A 19,400-nucleotide genomic window follows, 5' to 3' on the forward strand; every position below is an offset into this window, starting at 1 on the left:
CCTGCCGATGGGAATCATCACCGTTTCGATGCCGGCGGGTGTCCGTGGCGCCGCACTTGCTGCCGCGTTGTGCCTGGCGCAGGGCGCCGGCGCCCAACTTCGGGGGCCATCGCATCCAGGGGAGCCGGCCAGCCCGTCGTCGAGTGCATCGCATGTGCTGACCGTGGCCGAGACGCCCCCCGCGCTCAATGCCGCCGAGTGGCTGCGCCGTATGCATTCGGCCTCGCGCACACGCAGCTACGTCGGCACTTTCGTGGTCTCCGCGGCGACCGGCAACCTGTCGAGCGCGCGCATCTGGCATGTGGCCAAGGGCGGTGTCCTGATGGAGCGCATCGAGGTGCTGTCGGGAGCACCGCGCTCGACCTTTCGGCGCAACGACCACATCATGACGTTCCTGCCGGAGGCCAAGGTCGTCAAGAGCGAGAAGCGCGAGAACCTGGACATCTTTCCCAATCTGCCGGGCAGCCCCGATTCGGGCGTGAGCGACTATTACGAAGTCGGTTTGTTGGGCAAGGGCCGCGTGGCCGGCTTCGACGCCGACGTGGTCCAGCTCTCGCCACACGACGGTATGCGCTTTGGCTACCGTATCTGGAGCGAGCGTCGCTCTGGGCTGGTGATCGCGTTGCAGACGGTCGACGGTGACGGTCGCGTGATCGAACAGTCGGCCTTCTCGGAATTGCAGCTCGATGCGCCGATCAAGATGGCCGCGCTGTCGCAGATGATGGGCAACACGGCGGGCTACCGCATCGAGAAGTCTGAGCTCGAGCGCACGACGGCCGTGGCCGAGGGTTGGTCGCTCAAGACCACCGTACCCGGCTTCAAGCCGGTGAGTGTCTACCGCCGCGCGCTCGACGGCGATGCGAATCCTGAGCGCACGATGCAGTGGACCTTCACTGACGGCCTGGCATCGGTCTCGTTGTTCATCGAACCTTACGATGCGTCGCGCCAATCCAAGGAGGCGTCGCTCGCGCTGGGTGCCACGCACACCCTCACGCGCCGGCTGGTCGACAGAAATGGCGACTGGTGGCTGACGGCCGTGGGCGAAGTTCCCGCACAGACACTCGAATCGTTCGCCCAGAACCTTGCACGTGTGCGTTGACCGTTGACGTGTTGCACGGACCCGCGCTACAACGGGTCGAGGCATGCACGCTGGGGGCGCAGCGCCTGGATTCGCAGTGTGATGCCGTTGTTCACCGATATCCCAGAGATTTCCCAAGGAAAGAACCCTGATGATGCTCAAAGTCGAAGCCCTGAGTCTTCGCTCCTGCTTTCTGGCCGCCGCGCTGGCCGTCACCACCGTGGGCAGTTTTCTGCCGGTTGAGGCGGTGCAGGCGCAAACCCGCACGTTGCCTGACTTCACCGACCTGGTCGATCAGGTCGGGCCTTCGGTTGTCAACATCCGCACCATCGAGAAGGTGGCACAGCGCACCCCGGGCGTGCCAGGTGCGCCGGGCTCGGGTGAGATGGACGAGGAGATGCAGGAATTCTTCCGCCGTTTCTTCGGGCAACCACTGCCCGGCACGCCGCGCTCGACGCCGCCACGGTCCAACCGGCAGCCGGAACCACAGGAAGAAGAGCGGCCGCGCGGCGTGGGTTCGGGCTTCATCCTGAGCGCCGACGGGTTTGTGATGACCAACGCGCACGTGGTCGAAGACGCGTCCGAGGTGCTGGTCACCTTGCCCGACAAGCGTGAATTCAAGGCCCGCATCATCGGTGCGGACAAGCGCACCGATGTGGCAGTGGTCAAGATCGATGCCACCGGGCTGCCGGCCGTCAAGATCGGCGACATCTCCAAGCTGCGCGTGGGCGAATGGGTGATGGCCATCGGCTCGCCTTTCGGCCTGGAGAACACCGTGACCGCAGGCATCGTGAGCGCCAAGCAACGTGACACGGGTGAGTACCTGCCGTTCATTCAGACCGACGTGGCGATCAACCCCGGCAATTCGGGCGGGCCACTGCTGAACATGCGCGGCGAGGTGGTGGGCATCAACAGCCAGATCTACTCGCGCTCGGGCGGCTTCATGGGCATCTCGTTCTCGATCCCGATCGACGAGGCAATCCGCGTGAGCGACCAGTTGCGCGCCACGGGCCGTGTGTCGCGCGGCCGCATTGGCGTGCAGATCGACCAGGTGACCAAGGACGTGGCCGAGTCGATCGGCCTGGGCAAGGCGCAAGGCGCGCTCGTGCGCAGCGTGGAGGCCGGTTCGCCAGGCGAGAAGGCCGGCGTCGAGGCGGGCGACATCATCACCCGGTTCGACGGCAAGCCCATCGAGAAGCCCAGCGACCTGCCGCGCCTGGTGGGCAATACGAAGCCGGGCACCAAGAGCACGCTGACCGTGTTCCGCCGAGGCAGTTCGCGCGATCTGGCCGTGACCATTGCCGAGATCGAGGCCGACAAGCCCGCCAAGCGGACACCCGATCGGGAAGAGCCGACGCCCAAGACGCCGCCAGTGTCGGCCGCGGCCAAGTCCTTGGGACTGGCAGTGAGCGAACTCACTGATGCGCAGAAGAAAGAACTCAAGGTCAAGGGCGGCGTGAAGATCGAGGCGGCCACCGAGAGCGCCTCCAAGGCGGGCCTGCGCGAGGGGGACGTGATTCTCGCGGTCGGCAATGTCGAGGTGCTGAACATGAAGGAATTCGACGCAGCGGTCGGCCGGGCCGACAAGAGCAAGCCGGTCAGCGTGCTGTTCAGACGTGGAGATTGGGCGCAATACGCGCTCATCCGGCCTGCGCGCTGAGCGTCTTCGCAGCGATCAAAGTGGCCCCATCCTCCAGTCGGGTTTGGGGCCTTTTTTTCGCCGTGGACTCTCCGGAGCGGCGCCATGTGAAAAATTTCTGGTCGAAATCGACCTTCCTTTTGTTGGTGTTTACTAACTTCAAATGAAGGCTTAACGATGGTTTTTGGTAGAATAGGGTGGTTCCGGTAGCCCGCTCATGCATAAGGCCCGGATCGTGGTTCACGATGCGGTATGTCTACAGGCAGTCCACCAACGCTCCACAGTTCACCCACAAGTTGTCCAAGAACTGATCCACAGTTCCTGTTGATAAGTTGTTTATAACTTCCATGTTGCTGACCTGCAACGACCCCTTCGGACGACCTTTGGTCATGTACGCGCCCCCCTTTTTGCCTACAATGAAGTTCCAACTACTGCAGTTGCCATTGCTTGTTGGTTCAGGGCGCGTCTCTTTCAGACGCGCCCTTTTTTCTTGCCTGCTGCGTTCTGCGGCCAATGCAATTCAAGTACTTAAGCGTTCCCGTTGATGAATCACATCAGAAATTTTTCGATCATTGCGCACATCGACCATGGCAAGTCGACGCTCGCCGACCGTCTGATCCAGCGTTGTGGCGGCCTTGCGGAGCGCGAGATGGAAGCCCAGGTGCTCGACTCGATGGACATCGAGCGCGAGCGTGGGATAACCATCAAGGCGCAGACGGCGGCACTGCGCTACAAGGCCAAGGACGGCCAGATCTACAACCTCAATCTCATCGATACGCCGGGTCACGTCGACTTCTCGTACGAGGTGAGCCGCTCGCTGTCCGCATGCGAAGGCGCGCTGCTGGTGGTCGATGCGTCGCAGGGTGTCGAAGCACAGACAGTGGCCAATTGCTACACCGCGCTCGACCTGGGTGTCGAGGTGATCCCGGTGCTCAACAAGATCGACTTGCCCAACGCCGACCTCGACAACGCGCGCACTGAAATCGAGGACGTCATCGGCATCGATGCGACCGATGCGATTCCCTGCTCGGCGAAGACCGGCGTGGGTATCGACGACATCCTCGAAGCCATCGTCGCGAAGATGCCCGCACCGCGCGGCAACCCCGAGGGCCCCCTGCGCGCGATGATCGTCGACAGCTGGTTCGACCCGTACGTCGGCGTGGTGATGCTGGTGCGTGTGGTCGATGGTCGCCTGGTCAAGGGCGAGCGCATCAAGATGATGGCGTCGGGTGCGATGTACAACGCGGACAACATCGGCGTGTTCACACCGGCCAACGAACCGCGCGCTTCGCTCGAAGCGGGCGAAGTGGGCTACATCATCGCCGGCATCAAGGAACTGCAGGCCGCCAAGGTCGGAGACACCGTCACGCTGATCAAGCCGGGTACCGGCGGCGCGGCGGCCACGGCCACCGAGGCCCTGCCCGGTTTCAAGGAGATCCAGCCGCAGGTGTTCGCCGGGCTCTACCCCACCGAGGCGAGCGAGTACGACTCGCTGCGCGATGCGCTGGAGAAGCTCAAGCTCAACGACTCGTCGCTGCGCTATGAGCCCGAAGTGAGCCAGGCGCTGGGCTTCGGCTTTCGCTGTGGCTTCCTGGGCCTGCTGCACATGGAAATCGTGCAGGAGCGCCTGGAGCGCGAGTTCGACCAGGACTTGATCACGACCGCGCCCAGCGTGGTCTACCAGGTGGTGCGCACCGGCGGCGAAGTGATCATGGTGGAGAACCCGTCGAAGATGCCCGACGTGGGCAAGATGAGCGAGATCCGCGAACCCATCGTCACCGTGCACCTCTACATGCCGCAGGAGTATGTGGGCGTCGTGATGACCCTGGCCGTGCAGAAGCGCGGCGTACAGCTCAACATGGCCTACCACGGTCGCCAGGTGATGCTCACCTACGAAATGCCGCTCGGCGAGATCGTGCTGGACTTCTTCGACAAGCTCAAGTCGGTGAGTCGTGGCTATGCCTCCATGGACTACGAGTTCAAGGAGTACCGCGCCTCCGACGTGGTGAAGGTCGACATTCTGCTCAATGGCGAAAAGGTCGATGCGCTGTCGATCATCGTGCACCGCTCGCAAAGCCAGTACCGCGGCCGCGCCGTGGTCTCCAAGATGCGCGAGATCATTTCCCGCCAGATGTTCGACGTCGCGATCCAGGCGGCGATCGGCGTCAACATCATCGCGCGTGAGACAATCAAGGCGCTGCGCAAGAACGTTCTGGCCAAGTGCTATGGCGGCGACATCTCCCGCAAGAAGAAGCTGCTCGAAAAGCAGAAGGCGGGCAAGAAGCGCATGAAGCAGATCGGCTCCGTCGAGGTGCCCCAAGAGGCATTCCTCGCGATCCTGCAAGTCGAAGACTGAAACCATCATGGCATTCATCACCTCCCTGATCCTCGCGGCCTTTGCCGCCTACATTGGTGCCTGGTACTTCGGCGCGGTCGAAGGCAACTTCGCGCTCCTGCTGTTCCTGGCAGTCGTCGTCACCGGCATCTACTGGCTGGCCGAGCGCTTCTATTTCCTGCCCCGGCGCCGCCGTGCGGCCGCTGCGCTGGAAACGTCGCTGGCCACGCGCCGCGAGGAACTCGCGCGCCAGGGCATCACGCACGTGGACACGGTCGACGACAAGGCGCGCGATCGCCTGCTCATGCAGCCCTGGTGGCTCGACTGGACCGCCGGCCTGTTCCCGGTGATCCTGGTGGTCTTCCTGCTGCGCTCCTTCCTGTTCGAGCCCTTCAAGATTCCGTCGGGCTCGATGATGCCGACACTCCTCACGGGCGACCTGATCCTGGTGAACAAGTTCACCTACGGCCTGCGCCTGCCGGTGATCAACACCAAGATCACCGAAGGCACGCCACCGGCGCGCGGCGACGTGATGGTGTTCCGCTATCCGCCCCAGCCCAGCCTCGACTACATCAAGCGGGTGGTCGGCGTGCCCGGCGACGAGGTCGCCTACCTGAACAAGAAGCTCACGATCAACGGCCAGCCCATCAGCAAGGACGCCTTGCCCGAGTTCTTCGACGAGGACGCGATGCGCTACCTCAAGCAGTTCAACGAGCAGCTCGGTACCAAGCAGCATCGCATCCTGAACGACGACGGCCGCCGTGCCGGCGTGTCGGAGGTGGAGGTGATTCCCTTTGCCAACCAGGATGCCTGCCGCTACAGCGTCGAGGGCGTGGTCTGCAAGGTGCCGCCCGGCCACTACTTCATGATGGGCGACAACCGCGACAACTCGCTGGATTCGCGCTATTGGGGCTTCGTGCCCGACAAGAACATCGTCGGACGTGCCTTCTTCGTCTGGATGAACTTCGGCGACCTCAAGCGCATTGGCGGTTTCCAGTGAGTGGCAAGTGAACCTTCGACCCAAGAACCAGCGCGGTGCCTCCTTTCTCGGCCTTCTGTTCGTGGTCGTGGTGCTCGGCTGCGTGGGCGTGGTGGCCGCGCAGGTCATCCCGACGCTGATCGAATACCAGGCCATCGACAAGGCGGCCAACCAGGCCAAGGAAGGCACGACCGTGCCCGAAGTGCGGGCCATCTTCGACCGTGTGCAGGCCGTGGAAGACTTCACCGCCGTCAGCGGCAAGGACCTCGACGTGCAGCGCTCGGGCAACCGCATGGTGGTCGCCTATGCCTACGAGCGCGAAATTCACCTGGTGGGTCCTGCCTTCCTGGTGCTGCGCTACAAGGGCCAGTCCCGTTGAGTCGCTGATGGCCGTGGCAAGTTCATCCGAAGGCGGTCTCGCCGGGCTGCAGGCACGCCTGCAGCATGCGTTCGCCGACCAGCGCCTGCTGCAGATGGCGTTGACGCATCGCAGCTTTTCGTCCGACCACAACGAGCGCCTCGAATTCCTCGGCGACTCGGTGTTGAACCTGGCTGTTTCGCACCTGCTGTACCGGCGCTTGTCGACGATGCCCGAAGGGGATCTGTCGCGCGTGCGCGCCAACCTCGTCAAGCAGGACACGCTGCACCAGCTGGCGGTCAAGCTCGCGCTGTCGCCGCTGCTGCGACTGGGCGAGGGCGAGGCCAAGTCGGGCGGCCCGAACCGGCCGTCCATCCTCGCCGACGCGCTGGAAGCCGTGATCGGTGCTGTCTACCTCGACGCGGGCTATGCGGCCGCGCAGGACCTGGTGCATCGCCTCTACGAAGCGGTGGAAATCAATCCCCGCATGGATGCCGCCTCCAAGGACCCGAAGACGGAATTGCAGGAATGGCTGCAGGGCCACAAAATGAAGCTGCCGGTCTACCGCGTGGCCGGCACGCTCGGTGCGGCCCACAAGCAGACCTTCGAAGTCGAATGCGAAGTCCCTGAACTGGGCCTCAGCGAGCGGGGCATCGGCGGCTCGCGGCGCGCCGGCGAGCAGGCCGCGGCCGCGGCCATGCTGATTCGCCTCAAGTCACGTCGCGCCTGAGTGTCGCGCTGAAAGAACCCATGAACGATAACGTCAACGCCCCCGCAGCACCCGAAGACGGCCCGAGCGCTGTCCCCCCTGCGGCCGATGCGGCCGCCACGACCGGCGCGCGGCACTGCGGTCTGATCGCCATCGTCGGCAAGCCGAACGTCGGCAAGTCGACCTTGCTCAATGCGCTGGTCGGCCAGAAGATCAGCATCACCTCGCGCAAGGCACAGACCACACGCCACCGCATCACCGGCATGCGCACCATCGACGCGACGCAGTTCGTTTTCGTCGACACGCCCGGCTTCCAGACGCTGCATGGCAATGCGCTCAACAAGTCGCTCAACAAGGCGGTGCAGGGTGCGGTCGGCGACGTCGACCTGATCCTGTTCGTGGTCGAGGCCGGCAGCTTCACGCCGGCCGACGCGCGCGTGCTGGCGTTGCTGAGCAAGGGCATCCCGATCGTGCTGCTGGCCAACAAGCTGGACAACATCCATCGTCGCGGCGACGTGGCGCCCTGGCTGCAGACGATGCAGGAAAAGCATCCGTTCGCCGAGATCGTGCCGATGTCGGCCAAGAGCGCCAAGGACGTCGAGCGCATGTTCGCGATCTGCGCGAAGTACCTGCCCGAGCAGCCCTGGTTCTACGAGGAAGACGAGCTCACCGATCGCAGCGAGAAGTTCCTCGCGGGTGAACTGGTGCGCGAAAAGCTGTTCCGCCTGACCGGTGACGAACTGCCCTACACCTCGACGGTGATCATCGACAAGTTCGAGGAAGAGCCGCCGCAGAAAAAGGGCCAGAAGCGCCTGCTGCGCATTGCCGCGACCATCGTCGTGGAGCGCGATTCGCACAAGGCGATGGTGATCGGCGACAAGGGCGAACGCATCAAGCGCATCGGCATGGAGACCCGCGTCGAGCTGGAGAAGCTGGCCGATGCCAAGGTCTTCATCGAGCTGTGGGTCAAGGTGCGTTCGGGCTGGGCGGACGATGAAGCCCGCGTGCGGTCCTTCGGCTACGAGTAATCGGCGAACCTCCAGGTTTGCTCGCTTCGGTAGCCGCCCATCCCCTTGCAGGGGACACCGCCAGCGGCCTTGCAAAGCCGCTTGCGCACTGACATGTCCACCCACCGCGTTTCCCACGAACCGGCCTATGTGCTCCATCGTTACGACTGGAGCGAATCGAGCCTGATCCTGGAGGTCTTTACCCGCCACCACGGGCGCATCGCGCTGGTGGCCAAAGGCGCGAAGCGGCCCAGCTCCAATTTCCGTCCGGTGCTGCTGCCGCTGCAGCCGCTGCAGCTCAACTATGGCGGCGACGCAGAGATCCGTACGCTCAAGGGCGCCGAATGGATGGGCGGCCATGTGATGCCGACCGGCGAGGCGCTGCTGTCGGGTTACTACCTCAACGAACTCCTGCTGCGCCTGCTGGCGCGCGACGACCCGCACCAGGCGCTGTTCGATGCCTATGCGGGCGTGGTGCAGGTGCTCGCCGGCGACCATGGCAAGGCGCAGGCGACGACGCAGGCCGCGTCGCTGCGCGCCTTCGAGCTGCTGCTGATGCGCGAGACCGGCCTGCTGCCCGGGCTGGAGGCCGAGACGCTCACGCTGCATCCGCTCGCACGGACCACGCGCTATACGCTGGTGGCCGAGGCCGGCCTGCGCCAGGCGTTGGAGGGTGAAGCGGGCCTGACCGGGCGCCACTGGGCGGTGTTGCAGGCTGCGCTCGACGACCCCACACCTTTCACCGCCACACTGCGCGCGGTGGCGACCCTGAGCGCCGGCACCAACAGCGCACTGCGCAGCCAGCTGCGCGTGCTGCTCAACTACCATTGCGGCGTCACAACGCTGCGCACTCGGCAGATGATGAGAGAACTGCAGGCCCTATGAGCACCACCGGCACCCCGTCCCTATCCGTCAACCTCAACAAGGTCGCCTTGGTGCGCAACACGCGCCACCTCGGCATTCCCAGCGTTACGCGGGCCGCCACGCTGTGCCTGGCGGCGGGCGCCCAAGGCATCACCGTGCATCCGCGGCCCGACGAGCGGCACATCCGCGCGCACGATGTGCACGATCTGTCGATGCTGCTCGCCAGGGACTGGCCGGGTGTCGAGTTCAACATCGAGGGCAATCCGTTGCAGAACCTGATGAGCTTCGTGCGCGCACTGCGCCCGCACCAGGCGACCTTCGTGCCAGACAGCGAAACGCAGTCGACCAGCGACCATGGCTGGACCTTCCCGGACGATGCCGAGCGCCTGCGCCCGCTGATCGCCGAGGCACAGGCGCTGGGGGTGCGCGTGAGCCTGTTCATGGACCCGGAGCCGTCGATGATGGCTGCGGTCAAGGCTGTGGGCGCCGACCGCGTGGAGCTCTACACCGAGGGCTACGCCGCTTCTCGCGGCACGCCTGAAGCCACGGCCGTGCTGCAGCGTTACATCGACACGGCCCGCGCCGCGCAAGCGGTCGGGCTCGAAGTCAACGCCGGCCATGACCTGAGCCGCGACAACCTGACCGAATTCCTGCGCGCCGTCCCCGGCGTGCTCGAAGTCTCGATCGGCCATGCCTTCGTGGCCGACGCGCTGGAACTGGGCTACGCGGCAACCACGGCCGACTATCTGCGCTGCATCCGCGAAGCCGCCTGAAGCATCGCGCATGATCTACGGCATCGGCACCGACATCTGTGACCTGCGGCGCATCGCGGCCACCTACGAGCGCCAGGGCGAACGCTTTGCGCGCAAGGTGCTCGCCGACGCCGAATTCGCCGTTTGGCAAGCGCGCAGCGCCCGCTGGCCCCAGCGCGGGCTGAGCTACCTCGCCACGCGCTTTTCAGCCAAGGAAGCGTTCAGCAAGGCCGTCGGACTGGGCATGCGCATGCCCATGAGCTGGCGCCTGTGCGAAATCGCCAACCTCCCGAGCGGCAAGCCGGTCATCGTGCTGCACGGTGCACTCAAGGAATGGTTCGAGGCGCAGGGCCTCAGCGCCCACGTCACGGTGACCGACGAAACCGAATACGCCGCGAGCTTCGTGGTGGTCGAGAAGAACTGAAATCCTGGCATGACCTTTTCCCCGCCCAGCCCCGACGGCCTGCACGCGCCGCTGATCATCGATGTCGCAGGCACCGAACTCACCGCGGACGACCGCCGCCGCATTGCCGACCCCCGGGTCGGCGGCGTCATCCACTTCGCGCGCAACTGGCAAGACCGCGCGCAGATGCAGGCGCTCAACGCCGAGCTCAAGGCGCTGCGGCCCGACCTGCTCATCAGTGTCGACCAGGAGGGCGGGCGCGTTCAGCGCTTTCGCACCGATGGCTTCACGCGCTTGCCGTCGATGCGCCTGTTGGGCGAGCACTGGATGCGCTCACCGATGCAGGCGACGCGGGCCGCCACGGCCGTCGGTTTCGTGCTCGCGAGCGAGTTGCGCGCCTGCGGCGTCGACTTCAGCTTCACGCCCGTGCTCGACCTGGACCATGGCGAGAGCAGTGTGATCGGTGACCGCAGCTTCCACCGCGACCCGCGTGTGGTGTCGCTGCTGGCCAAGAGCCTGTCGCACGGCCTGTTGCGCGCCGGCATGGCCAACTGCGGCAAGCACTTTCCAGGACATGGCTTCGTCAAGGCCGATTCGCATGTGGCGGTGCCGGTCGACCGGCGTGGCCTCAAGGCGATCCTGGCGGACGATGCACAGCCCTACGACTGGCTCGGCGGCGCGCTGGCTGCCGTGATGCCGGCCCACGTGATCTACAGCAAGGTCGATGCGCTGCCGGCGGGCTTCTCGGCCAAGTGGCTGGGCGGCATCCTGCGCACGCGCCTGGGATTCGAGGGCGCGGTGTTCAGCGACGACCTGAGCATGGAGGCCGCGCGGCGCATCGATCACGTGCTGCTGAGCTACACCGATGCGGCCCTGGCAGCGCTGCAGGCAGGTTGCGACCTCGCGCTGCTGTGCAATCAGAGCATCGGCACGGGCGCGCCGCTTGACGAATTGCTCGCCGGCTTCGACGCGGCGCAGCGAGATGGCCGCTGGCAGCCGCGTGCGGTCAGCGAAGCGCGGCGCCGCGCGCTGCTGCCGCGCGGCGAGGCGCTGTCGTGGGACGCATTGCAGGATTCGCCGGACTACCGGCAGGCGCAGCGCCTGGTGACCGACATCGCGGGAGGCTGAAGGCGCGCTGCGGTCGCGCGGCGGCAGGGGCCATCGGGGCCGGTGTCAGTCTTGCGCGACGGCGCAGGCGGGTGCAGCGCCTGCCACGTCGCCTGCCAGCTCCGGCGCCCACAGCCGTTCGCCGCCGCCATCGCGGTGCGTCAGGTACAGCCGCAGGTCGAACTCGCGCTGGTGGTAGTCCGGGTCCATGTGGGTGCAAAGCGCATAGAAGGCCTTGTCGTGCTCGCGTTCCTTCATGTGGGCGAGTTCATGCACCACGATCATCCGCAGCAGTTCGAGCGGCACCTCCTTGAAAATCGTCGCCACGCGGATCTCGCGCTTGGACTTGAGCTTGCCGCCCTGCACGCGCGACACCGTGGTGTGCGTGCCCAGCGCATGGCGCACCACGTGCAGCTTGCTGTCGAAGGCGACCTTGGCCAACGGTTCGGCGTTGCGCATGAACGCGTTCTTCAGGTCTATCACGTAGGCGTAGAGCGCCCGGTCGGTGCGCACCTCGTGGGCCGTCGGGTAACGTTTTCGCAGCAGGTCGGCGAGCTTGCCGTCTGCGATGAGCTGCCGCACCTGGGCCTGCAGTGCAAGCGGGTAGTGCGCCAGGTACTTCATGCGCCCCGCGCGGAGCGCGCCGTGCGTGCCGAGTAAGCCAATCCCGCGGCCACGCCGCCGAAGAGGTCGCCCTCGACCAGTTTCACACCGGCGAAGCTGCGGCGCAGCGCCTGTTGGAACGGCTCCAGGGCAGAGGAGCCGCCCGTCAGGTAGACCGCGTCCAGGTCGTGGCTGCGCAGGCCGGCACGGCGCACGCACTCATGGGCGCTTGCCACCACCTTGGACAACGCGTCGGCCAGGTGCTGCGCCATGTCGGGCGGCGTGAGCGAGGCGTCCAGGCCGGTTTCGATGAAGGACAGATCGATGGCGACGGGCAGGCCGCTGACCGAGCTGTCGATCTTCGCCTGCTCGACCTCGGCCGCGATGCGGTGCCCGTAGCGCTCCTCGAGCACCGTCATCAGGCGCCGGTGCAGCCGCGCGTCGGCATAGCTCGTGCGCAGCTCCTGGGCCTGCCGTACGGCCTTGGGTGCGTAGAGCCAGTTGATCAGGTGCCACGACGACAGTTCGAAGAACACCTTGCTGGGCACCTCGCGGCCGCGCGCGTCGTGGTGCCGAAAGCCCAGCGTGGGCATCACGCACTCCAGATTCAGGCGTTGGTCGAAATCGGTGCCGCCGATGTGCACGCCGCTGGTGGCGAGCACGTCGCTCGTGCGGTCGACCAGGGTCATGCGTTCGGGGCCCAGGCGCACCACGGTGAAGTCCGACGTGCCGCCGCCAATGTCCACGATCAGGATCAACGACTCCCGGGTCACGCGCTGTTCGTAATCGAAGGCCGCGGCAATCGGCTCGAACTGGAACGCGACGTCGCGGTAGCCGGCCGAACGTGCAGCTTCGCGCAGGCTGTCTTCGGCCTGCCGGTCACGCTTGGCGTCGTCATCGACGAAATGCACCGGCCGGCCGATCACCACGCGGTCGGGCCGCGTGCCCAGCGTCTGCTCGGCGCGGGTGGCGAGCTCGTGCAGGAAGCGCGCGATGATGTCCTGGAAACTCACCAGCCCATCGTAGACGGCGGTGGTGTCCTGCATGAGCGAGCTGCCCAGCAGGCTCTTGAGCGAGCGCATCAGGCGTCCCTCGACGCCCGCCAGGTAGAGTGCGACGGCTTCGCGCCCGAAGTGCGTGCTGCGGTCTTCGGCGTTGTAGAAGATCGCGGTCGGCATCGTCGTCGCTTCGCCTTCGAGCGGCAGCGACTGCGCAAGGCCGCCTTCGGGCGCCCAGGCGATCGCTGAATTTGAAGTGCCGAAATCAATACCGATCATGAATTTCCAAATGCATTCGATCCGTGAACACCGCGGAGCCGGCTTTGCCGGGCCGCTGGTGTTGCCCCCGGTAGGGGGTGGGAGCCCGACACGAAGTGCGGGCGACCTGGGGGCGAGTCAAGCCTCGCGGCGCAGTGCCGGGAACAGGATCACGTCGCGGATGCTCGGCGAATCCGTCAGCAGCATCATGAATCGGTCGATGCCGATGCCGCAGCCGCCGGTGGGCGGCATGCCGTATTCGAGCGCGCGCACGAAGTCGTGGTCGTAGAACATCGCTTCGTCGTCGCCCGAGTCCTTGGCGGCCACCTGAGCGTTGAAGCGCGCGGCCTGGTCCTCGGCGTCGTTCAGCTCGCTGAAGCCGTTGCCGAATTCCCGACCGGTGATGTAGAGCTCGAAGCGCTCGGTCACTTCCGGCCGGTCGTCGTTGGCGCGCGCCAGCGGCGAGATCTCGGTCGGGTGTTCCATGATGAAGGTCGGCTGCCAGAGCTTCTCTTCAACGGTTTCCTCGAAGTACATGACCTGCAGGCTGGCCAGGCTGCGTTGCGACAGCTTGTCCTTTTCTTCGGACAGGCCGATCTTGCGCAGGGCGTTGACGAGCCACGCGGTGTCGTCGACGTTCACGCCGGCATCGGTGTGCTTGAGGATGGCCTCGCGGATCGTCAGCCGCTCGAAGGGCTGGCTCAGGTCGACCGGCTTGCCGCCGTACGTGAGCTGCTCGCTGCCGACCGTCTTCTTGGCGATCGTGCGGATGATCATCTCGGTGAAGTCCATCAGGTCCTGGTAGTTCCAGTACGCCGCATAGAACTCCATCATCGTGAACTCGGGGTTGTGCCGCACCGAGATGCCCTCGTTGCGGTAGCTCCGGTTGATCTCGAACACGCGCTCGAAGCCGCCGACGATCAGGCGCTTCAAGTACAACTCGGGCGCGATGCGCAGGAACATCTCCTGGTCGAGCGCGTTGTGGTGCGTCTTGAAGGGCTTGGCGTTGGCACCGCCCGGAATGGGGTGCAGCATCGGCGTCTCGACTTCGAGGAAGTCGTTGGCCACCATGAATTCGCGCAGGGCGCTCACGGCCTTGCTGCGCGCGGTGAAGCGGGCGCGTGCCGTTTCATCGGTGATCAGGTCGACGTAGCGCTGGCGGTACTTCTGTTCCTGGTCGGCCATGCCGTGGAACTTGTCGGGCAGCGGCCGCAGGCTCTTGGTGAGCAGGCGCAGCTTCGTGACCTTGACCGACAGCTCGCCGGTCTTGGTCTTCATCAGCGTGCCTTCGGCGCCGATGATGTCGCCCAGGTCCCAGCGCTTGAAGTCGGCGTAGGCCTCTTCGCCGATCGCATCGCGCGTCACATAGAGCTGGATGCGGCCGGTCGCGTCCTGCACGGTCGCGAAGCTGGCCTTGCCCATCACGCGCTTGAGCATCATGCGGCCGGCCACGCTGACCGCCACGGCCTGTGCTTCCAGCGGCTCGGCCTCGGTTGCGCCATGGGCCGCTGCCAGCGCGGTGGCACGGTGCTGCGGCTTGAAGTCGTTCGGGAATGCGACGCCCTTGCCTTCGGATTGCGCCGTACGCAGGGACTTGAGCTTCTCGCGGCGCTCGGCGATCAGTTGGTTGTCGTCGATCGCAGGCGCAGGGGAGGTCGTAGGTTCGGTCATGAGGGAGGGAAAAACTGGAGGGCGCAGGCGGCGCCGCGCGAAGCCCGCCATTTTAGCCCGCCGATGCCCGGAACGAATCACCTGCCGCAGCGCACCGCGGCTGTGCAGGATGCTATTGAATCAATAGCAAGCTAGTCAACAATGCCGCTGCGTGCGAGCAAGTCGCTCACCAGCTCCAGGCGCATGAGCGGGCTGTCGAGCGCCATGAGGCGTTGCTTGAGTGGGGCATCCAGCGGCAGCAGCTCGCACCAGCGGTTGGAAACCCAGCCGCAATCGTCCAGGCGATAGGGCGCAGCGATGGGCAGACGCAGGCCGTCGGCATGCTCGATGCGGCGCCGTTCCTCCAGTGTGTCGATCAGCCTGCGCAGCGCGGCGGCGGTGTGCTGCAGGTCGTCGGGAATCGCCACGGCCTGGTCGTCGGCCAGCGCTTGGACTTCGGCCGTCCAGAGGCCGTGTTTCTGCTGCTCGCTGGCATGCACGCGAAAGCGCTGCGTGCCGATGCACTCGACCTGCATCAGGCCCGGCTGCGGTGTCTCGCACAGCCGGATCTGCGCCAGGGTACCCACCGCATGGAAGCGCTCGGTGACGGCGCCAGCCACGCGCACCTCGGCGCCCTCGACCAGGCCGACCACCCCGAAGGGCGTGCCGTTGCGTACGCATTTGCCGATCATGTCGAGATAACGCACCTCGAAGATGCGCAGAGGCAGGAGTCCGCCCGGGAACAGAATGCTGCCCAGCGGGAACAGGGGGAGGGTTTGCAGAAGGGGTGGCGTCGTCATCGATGCATCTCTCGTCGCTATCATCGCACTCCCATCACCCGTCACGCGCCATGTTCCAACAGATCCCCTCATTCCTGCTCGACGTACTCGTCGGTCTTGTCGGCGGCGCGTGCCTGCTGCGCCTGTACATGCAGTACCACCGCGTGCCCTTCGGCAACCCGCTCGGGCGTTTCATCTTCGCGGTGACCGACTGGATCGTGCTGCCGCTTCGGCGCATCGTGCCGGCGGCCAAACGATGGGACCTGGCCAGCCTGATCGCGGCCTGGCTGCTGGTGATGCTGAAATTCCTGCTGCTCTGGCTCTTGAGCGGCAGCCTGGGCCGCATCGCGCTGCTGCCGCTGGTGTCGCTGATTGCGTTGGTGCAACTGGCCGTGTCGGGCCTGACGGTGCTGCTGATCGTCTACGCGGTGCTGTCGTGGGTGCCGCACGCGTCGCCGTTCATGCATGACCTGCTCGGTCGCCTGGCGGAGCCGCTGGTGCGGCCGCTGCGCCGCATCATCCCGCTGGTGGGTGGCGTCGATCTGTCGCCGCTGGCGGCGATCGTGCTGCTGCAGGTCGTGGGCATCATCCTGGGCAACCTGATGGGTGCGGCCTTCCGCATCTGATCGGTTGCGGATCAGCCGCCTGCGGGCGGCGTGATCAGCGTCTGGTTGATCACGCGGCCCAGGCGCTCGAACACCTTGCCGGCTGCTTTCTGTTCGTCCAGGTCGGCGGTGCAGGCGGCGACGACGATGCCGTTGGCGCCCCGGTTCTGCGGATGGATCACGCCCATGTGGCAGGCGCGTTGGTACTGGGTTCCGGTTTTGTGGATGAAGTGGGCCGATCGCGCAAACCCTGCCTGCAGCCGGTAGCCCGTGTAGATGTCGAACTTCATCGCCTTGTACATGCGCTCGGTGCTCGCGGGCTCCAGCAGTTCGCCGCGCACCAGTTTTTCCAGCATGTCGCCGTAGGCCACCAGCGTGGCGGCGTTCGCGCCGGTCTTGTAGTAGTGCGCGTAGGCTTCATCGATGGTCTTGGCGCGCAGGTCGGCGGTCTTCAGGTTCAGCGCGCGGCGCACGGCGTCGACCCGCTGCGGGCCCATCGGCGACGAGGCGATGCGCACCAGCTGGTCATTGCTCAGCTTGCGGGCGTCGGGATGGATCTCGGCGTACACGTCGTAGCGCACCTGCGCGAGCGACGTCAGGCGCTCGAAGCCGCTGGTGCCCAGCGCCGCGCTGGCGCTCCGGTTGAGTTGCTCTTCACCCACCGCGCGCACCAGCATGTTGGCCGCGGTGTTGTCGCTGTCGCCGAGCATGCGGGTGAGCAGAAAGTCGATGGTGAACGGCGTTCCAGGCTGCCGCCAGACCAGTTGGCCTGCCTCGATCCTGTCCGTGGGCTCGAGCTTCATCGTGTCGGAAAGTTTGAGCTTCTTCGCGTCGACCTGCTGGAGCACGGCGATGGCGATCGGTACCTTGGCCGTCGAGCCCAGGTACCAACGCTGGTCTGCGCCATAGGAAAAGGTTTCGCCTCCGTTCATGCGCTTGACGTAGACGCCGAGCGCACCAGGCGTTTCACGGTCGATGCGCTCGACCTCACGCTGGAGCGTGTCGTTCCAATCGGCGGCCTGGGCGGTCTCAGCGCTCGCTATCGTCAGCAGCGACAGCAGGCACAGGGTGAGTGCGGGTGTGTGCAGGGCAGGTCGTGGCATTGGGAATTCCTTGGGTGATCAGTCCGGATCGGCAGAGGGCCAGGCCCACCTGCATGAGCGCTGCTTCCGAGCGTTGCAGCGACGGCTCGCCGCGCACGCATGCGACCACGACGGCGCGACGCTCGTGGTCGCCCGCCTCCGCCACACGCAGCAGGCCGGCATCGCAGATGCGCGCGCGCTGGGTGCCGGTCTTGTGGGAAAAGCGCAGGCCGCTCGGAAAACCGGCCTTCAGGCGGTTGTTGCCGGTTTCGACTCTCGCCATGATCTGCAGCAGCACGGCGGTTGATGTCGACGTGAGCGCCTGGCCATTGGCAAGCTGTTCGAGCAGACGGCCGTATGCGCTCAGGCTGCCCGAATTCACGCCGGTCGCGTAGTAGGCGCGGTAGGCGGCATCCAGGCTGGGCAGTTTGAAGTCCGCCACGCGCGTTCCGGTGAGGCGGGCCAGCAACTGCAGCCGTTGCACGTCGACGCGCTCGCGCTGCAGCAGAATGAGGTCGCGGCCTGTCAGCTTGGTGGCTTCGGGCGTCAGGTAGCCGTAGAGGGTCCGTCGGATGTCCGACAGCGTGGTGATCGGCGTGAAGCCACCCGGCACCAGCGTCTCGTTCAGCGCGTTCACGTCGGCCAGGCCGACCAGGTCGATCAGGACGTCGGTGGCGGTGTTGTCGCTCCGGATGATCATCTGTTCGAGCAGGAAGCGCACGGTGACCAGCGTGCCCACCGCGATGTTCTTGGTCGGGCCGGCGCCGTCGACATAATCGCCTGCGCGCAGCGTCACCGGCGTTTCCAGCGTGAAATGTCCTCGCTCGACGCCGCGAAAAACGGCCATCGCCACCGGAACCTTGATCATCGAGGCCAGGTACCAGCGTTGGTCGGCACGGTAGGCGGTCTGCTGGCCGGTGTCGAGGTCGCGCACGTAGACGCCCAAACGCCCGCGCGTCTGCGATTCGATGCTGGCGAACTCGGCAACGAGGTGCTCGTTCCACGAGGTTCCCGCCGTCGGAGGGAGGGGGGCGGGTGAGGGCTGTGCCTCCGCCGCGCAGGCCATGCCGAGCGCCAGGGTGGCTGTGCCGATGCGGCCGCGCCGAACCGTGCTGCGCCAGAAGATTCGAACCAGAGATTCAGGGGTCATGCAATGGGAGTGTTCGTGGCGTCGGGAAACGCGCCATTGCGATCCCCTCCGCGTCAACCCCTCATTTGTCGCCGGCCGACTGCAGCACTGTCAGCCGCCTGTATCCGATATGCATGCAGGCGAATGCCCACAATGCGACAGCGAACGCGTCAGCCGACGGCGTCTGCCGGCAGGCGCTGCAGCATCGCGAGGGTGCTGGCGATGGTCTTGCGCAGCTCGCGGCGGTCGCTGATGAAGTCGATCGCTCCCTTGGTCTGGAGGAACTCCGAACGCTGAAAGCCTTCGGGCAGCGTCACACGCACCGTCGACTCGATCACGCGCGGGCCGGCAAAGCCGATCAGCGCCTTGGGCTCGGCGATCACCACATCGCCCACGAAGGCGAAGCCGGCACTCACACCGCCCATGGTCGGGTCGGTCAGCACACTGATGTAGGGCAGGCCCTTCTTGGCGAGGTGGGTGAGCGCTGCGTTGGTCTTGGCCATCTGCATCAGCGAGAGCAGGCCTTCCTGCATGCGCGCGCCGCCCGTGGCGGTGAAGCAGATGAACGGCACCTTCTGCTCGATGGCGGTCTCGACGCCGCGCACGAAGCGCTCGCCGACCACGCTGCCCATGCTGCCGCCCATGAACTCGAACTCGAAGCAGGCCACCACGACGTTGATGCTCAGCACCGAGCCGCCCATCACGATCAGCGAATCGGTCTCGCCGGTGTTCTCCAGGGCTTCCTTGAGCCGCTCGGTGTACTTGCGGCTGTCCTTGAACTTGAGCGCATCGACCGGCAGCACTTCCTGGCCGAGTTCGTAGCGGCCCTCGGCGTCGAGGAAGGCGTCCAGGCGCGCACGCGCGCCGATGCGATGGTGGTGGCCACAGCTCGGGCACACGTTCTGGTTGTGCTCGAGGTCGGTCTTGTAGAGCACCGTGTCGCAGCTCGGGCATTTGATCCAGAGACCTTCGGGCACCTGGCGGCGCTCGCTGGGGTCGGTCTGGGCGATCTTGGCGGGTAGCAGTTTTTCAAGCCAGCTCATGGCATCTCCTGAAGTGGCTGGA

The 19,400-nt window shown here is 65.7% G+C and carries 19 protein-coding genes; 12 read left to right on the plus strand and 7 right to left on the minus strand.

What is annotated here, in order from left to right; translation table 11 throughout:
* The first annotated feature begins 7 nt into the window (after positions 1–7).
* The 11 genes from J2W36_RS00190 to nagZ all read left to right on the plus strand — a co-directional run bounded on the left by J2W36_RS00190 (position 8) and on the right by nagZ (position 11,252).
* On the plus strand, positions 8–1,099 hold the full coding sequence (locus tag J2W36_RS00190; protein WP_307687634.1) for a MucB/RseB C-terminal domain-containing protein: 1,092 nt from the start codon (positions 8–10) through the stop codon (positions 1,097–1,099).
* Positions 1,100–1,229: 130 nt separating this feature from the next.
* Positions 1,230–2,738, plus strand: coding sequence for a DegQ family serine endoprotease (locus J2W36_RS00195; protein ID WP_307687635.1), 1,509 nt, complete (start codon positions 1,230–1,232; stop codon positions 2,736–2,738).
* Positions 2,739–3,261: 523 nt separating this feature from the next.
* Positions 3,262–5,073, plus strand: coding sequence for a translation elongation factor 4 (gene lepA / locus J2W36_RS00200; RefSeq protein WP_307687636.1), 1,812 nt, complete (start codon positions 3,262–3,264; stop codon positions 5,071–5,073).
* A gap of 7 nt (positions 5,074–5,080) precedes the next feature.
* Positions 5,081–6,052, plus strand: coding sequence for a signal peptidase I (gene lepB / locus J2W36_RS00205; RefSeq protein ID WP_307687637.1), 972 nt, complete (start codon positions 5,081–5,083; stop codon positions 6,050–6,052).
* Positions 6,053–6,059: 7 nt separating this feature from the next.
* Positions 6,060–6,410 (plus strand): DUF4845 domain-containing protein, encoded by a 351-nt coding sequence (locus J2W36_RS00210; protein ID WP_307687639.1) that lies wholly within the window; start codon positions 6,060–6,062, stop codon positions 6,408–6,410.
* 13 nt (positions 6,411–6,423) lie between these two features.
* On the plus strand, positions 6,424–7,119 hold the full coding sequence (gene rnc / locus J2W36_RS00215) for a ribonuclease III (RefSeq protein ID WP_370869225.1): 696 nt from the start codon (positions 6,424–6,426) through the stop codon (positions 7,117–7,119).
* Between the two features lie 20 nt (positions 7,120–7,139).
* Positions 7,140–8,126 carry a GTPase Era gene (gene era / locus J2W36_RS00220; protein ID WP_307687641.1) on the plus strand — a complete coding sequence of 329 codons (987 nt, stop codon included), beginning with the start codon at positions 7,140–7,142 and terminating at the stop codon, positions 8,124–8,126.
* Between the two features lie 93 nt (positions 8,127–8,219).
* On the plus strand, positions 8,220–8,990 hold the full coding sequence (recO, locus tag J2W36_RS00225; protein WP_307687642.1) for a DNA repair protein RecO: 771 nt from the start codon (positions 8,220–8,222) through the stop codon (positions 8,988–8,990).
* Positions 8,987–9,742 carry a pyridoxine 5'-phosphate synthase gene (locus J2W36_RS00230; protein ID WP_307687643.1) on the plus strand — a complete coding sequence of 252 codons (756 nt, stop codon included), beginning with the start codon at positions 8,987–8,989 and terminating at the stop codon, positions 9,740–9,742. Before recO ends, J2W36_RS00230 begins: the two co-directional genes overlap by 4 nt.
* A gap of 10 nt (positions 9,743–9,752) precedes the next feature.
* Positions 9,753–10,145: a holo-ACP synthase gene (acpS, locus tag J2W36_RS00235; RefSeq protein WP_307687644.1), complete on the plus strand. Its 393-nt coding sequence runs from the start codon at positions 9,753–9,755 to the stop codon at positions 10,143–10,145.
* A 9-nt stretch (positions 10,146–10,154) separates the two neighbouring features.
* Positions 10,155–11,252 carry a beta-N-acetylhexosaminidase gene (gene nagZ / locus J2W36_RS00240; RefSeq protein ID WP_307687645.1) on the plus strand — a complete coding sequence of 366 codons (1,098 nt, stop codon included), beginning with the start codon at positions 10,155–10,157 and terminating at the stop codon, positions 11,250–11,252.
* Positions 11,253–11,297: 45 nt separating this feature from the next.
* Here the strand turns inward: nagZ and J2W36_RS00245 are convergent, their stop codons facing one another.
* The 4 genes from J2W36_RS00245 to J2W36_RS00260 form a co-directional block, all read right to left on the minus strand.
* Entirely contained in the window at positions 11,298–11,855 is a 558-nt protein-coding gene (locus J2W36_RS00245) for a M48 metallopeptidase family protein (RefSeq protein WP_307687646.1), read from the minus strand.
* Positions 11,852–13,111 (minus strand): Hsp70 family protein, encoded by a 1,260-nt coding sequence (locus J2W36_RS00250; RefSeq protein WP_307687647.1) that lies wholly within the window; start codon positions 13,109–13,111, stop codon positions 11,852–11,854. The genes J2W36_RS00245 and J2W36_RS00250 overlap by 4 nt, the downstream gene beginning before the upstream one ends.
* A 117-nt stretch (positions 13,112–13,228) precedes the next feature.
* Positions 13,229–14,761 (minus strand): lysine--tRNA ligase, encoded by a 1,533-nt coding sequence (gene lysS, locus J2W36_RS00255; protein ID WP_370869226.1) that lies wholly within the window; start codon positions 14,759–14,761, stop codon positions 13,229–13,231.
* 131 nt (positions 14,762–14,892) lie between these two features.
* Positions 14,893–15,540: an LON peptidase substrate-binding domain-containing protein gene (locus J2W36_RS00260; RefSeq protein ID WP_307687648.1), complete on the minus strand. Its 648-nt coding sequence runs from the start codon at positions 15,538–15,540 to the stop codon at positions 14,893–14,895.
* 50 nt (positions 15,541–15,590) lie between these two features.
* Between J2W36_RS00260 and J2W36_RS00265 the strand changes: the two genes are divergently transcribed.
* On the plus strand, positions 15,591–16,145 hold the full coding sequence (locus J2W36_RS00265; RefSeq protein WP_307687649.1) for a YggT family protein: 555 nt from the start codon (positions 15,591–15,593) through the stop codon (positions 16,143–16,145).
* An 11-nt stretch (positions 16,146–16,156) separates the two neighbouring features.
* On the opposite strand, the gene J2W36_RS00270 is transcribed toward J2W36_RS00265, so the two are convergent.
* From J2W36_RS00270 to accD, 3 genes are all read right to left on the minus strand, one after another.
* The gene (locus J2W36_RS00270; RefSeq protein ID WP_307687650.1) at positions 16,157–17,227 is read right to left on the minus strand and encodes a serine hydrolase; all 1,071 of its coding nucleotides are present in this window, start codon (positions 17,225–17,227) and stop codon (positions 16,157–16,159) included.
* Entirely contained in the window at positions 17,154–18,356 is a 1,203-nt protein-coding gene (locus J2W36_RS00275) for a serine hydrolase (protein WP_307687651.1), read from the minus strand. Before J2W36_RS00275 ends, J2W36_RS00270 begins: the two co-directional genes overlap by 74 nt.
* A gap of 149 nt (positions 18,357–18,505) precedes the next feature.
* The gene (gene accD, locus J2W36_RS00280; RefSeq protein ID WP_307687652.1) at positions 18,506–19,378 is read right to left on the minus strand and encodes an acetyl-CoA carboxylase, carboxyltransferase subunit beta; all 873 of its coding nucleotides are present in this window, start codon (positions 19,376–19,378) and stop codon (positions 18,506–18,508) included.
* Positions 19,379–19,400 lie beyond the last annotated feature (22 nt).

The organism is Variovorax ginsengisoli (assembly GCF_030811835.1).
GTDB classification, from domain to species: Bacteria; Pseudomonadota; Gammaproteobacteria; order Burkholderiales; family Burkholderiaceae_C; genus Variovorax; species Variovorax ginsengisoli_C.

Coding starts and splice junctions, on each gene's coding strand:
- J2W36_RS00260 (WP_307687648.1), bottom strand. CDS start 15,540: ATGACGACGCCACCCCTTCTGCAAACCCTCCCCCTGTTCCCGCTGGGC.
- recO (WP_307687642.1), top strand. CDS start 8,220: ATGTCCACCCACCGCGTTTCCCACGAACCGGCCTATGTGCTCCATCGT.
- J2W36_RS00230 (WP_307687643.1), top strand. CDS start 8,987: ATGAGCACCACCGGCACCCCGTCCCTATCCGTCAACCTCAACAAGGTC.
- J2W36_RS00270 (WP_307687650.1), bottom strand. CDS start 17,227: ATGCCACGACCTGCCCTGCACACACCCGCACTCACCCTGTGCCTGCTG.
- nagZ (WP_307687645.1), top strand. CDS start 10,155: ATGACCTTTTCCCCGCCCAGCCCCGACGGCCTGCACGCGCCGCTGATC.
- accD (WP_307687652.1), bottom strand. CDS start 19,378: ATGAGCTGGCTTGAAAAACTGCTACCCGCCAAGATCGCCCAGACCGAC.
- lysS (WP_370869226.1), bottom strand. CDS start 14,761: ATGACCGAACCTACGACCTCCCCTGCGCCTGCGATCGACGACAACCAA.
- J2W36_RS00190 (WP_307687634.1), top strand. CDS start 8: ATGGGAATCATCACCGTTTCGATGCCGGCGGGTGTCCGTGGCGCCGCA.
- lepB (WP_307687637.1), top strand. CDS start 5,081: ATGGCATTCATCACCTCCCTGATCCTCGCGGCCTTTGCCGCCTACATT.
- J2W36_RS00275 (WP_307687651.1), bottom strand. CDS start 18,356: ATGACCCCTGAATCTCTGGTTCGAATCTTCTGGCGCAGCACGGTTCGG.
- acpS (WP_307687644.1), top strand. CDS start 9,753: ATGATCTACGGCATCGGCACCGACATCTGTGACCTGCGGCGCATCGCG.
- J2W36_RS00250 (WP_307687647.1), bottom strand. CDS start 13,111: ATGATCGGTATTGATTTCGGCACTTCAAATTCAGCGATCGCCTGGGCG.
- J2W36_RS00265 (WP_307687649.1), top strand. CDS start 15,591: ATGTTCCAACAGATCCCCTCATTCCTGCTCGACGTACTCGTCGGTCTT.
- J2W36_RS00195 (WP_307687635.1), top strand. CDS start 1,230: ATGATGCTCAAAGTCGAAGCCCTGAGTCTTCGCTCCTGCTTTCTGGCC.
- lepA (WP_307687636.1), top strand. CDS start 3,262: ATGAATCACATCAGAAATTTTTCGATCATTGCGCACATCGACCATGGC.
- era (WP_307687641.1), top strand. CDS start 7,140: ATGAACGATAACGTCAACGCCCCCGCAGCACCCGAAGACGGCCCGAGC.
- J2W36_RS00245 (WP_307687646.1), bottom strand. CDS start 11,855: ATGAAGTACCTGGCGCACTACCCGCTTGCACTGCAGGCCCAGGTGCGG.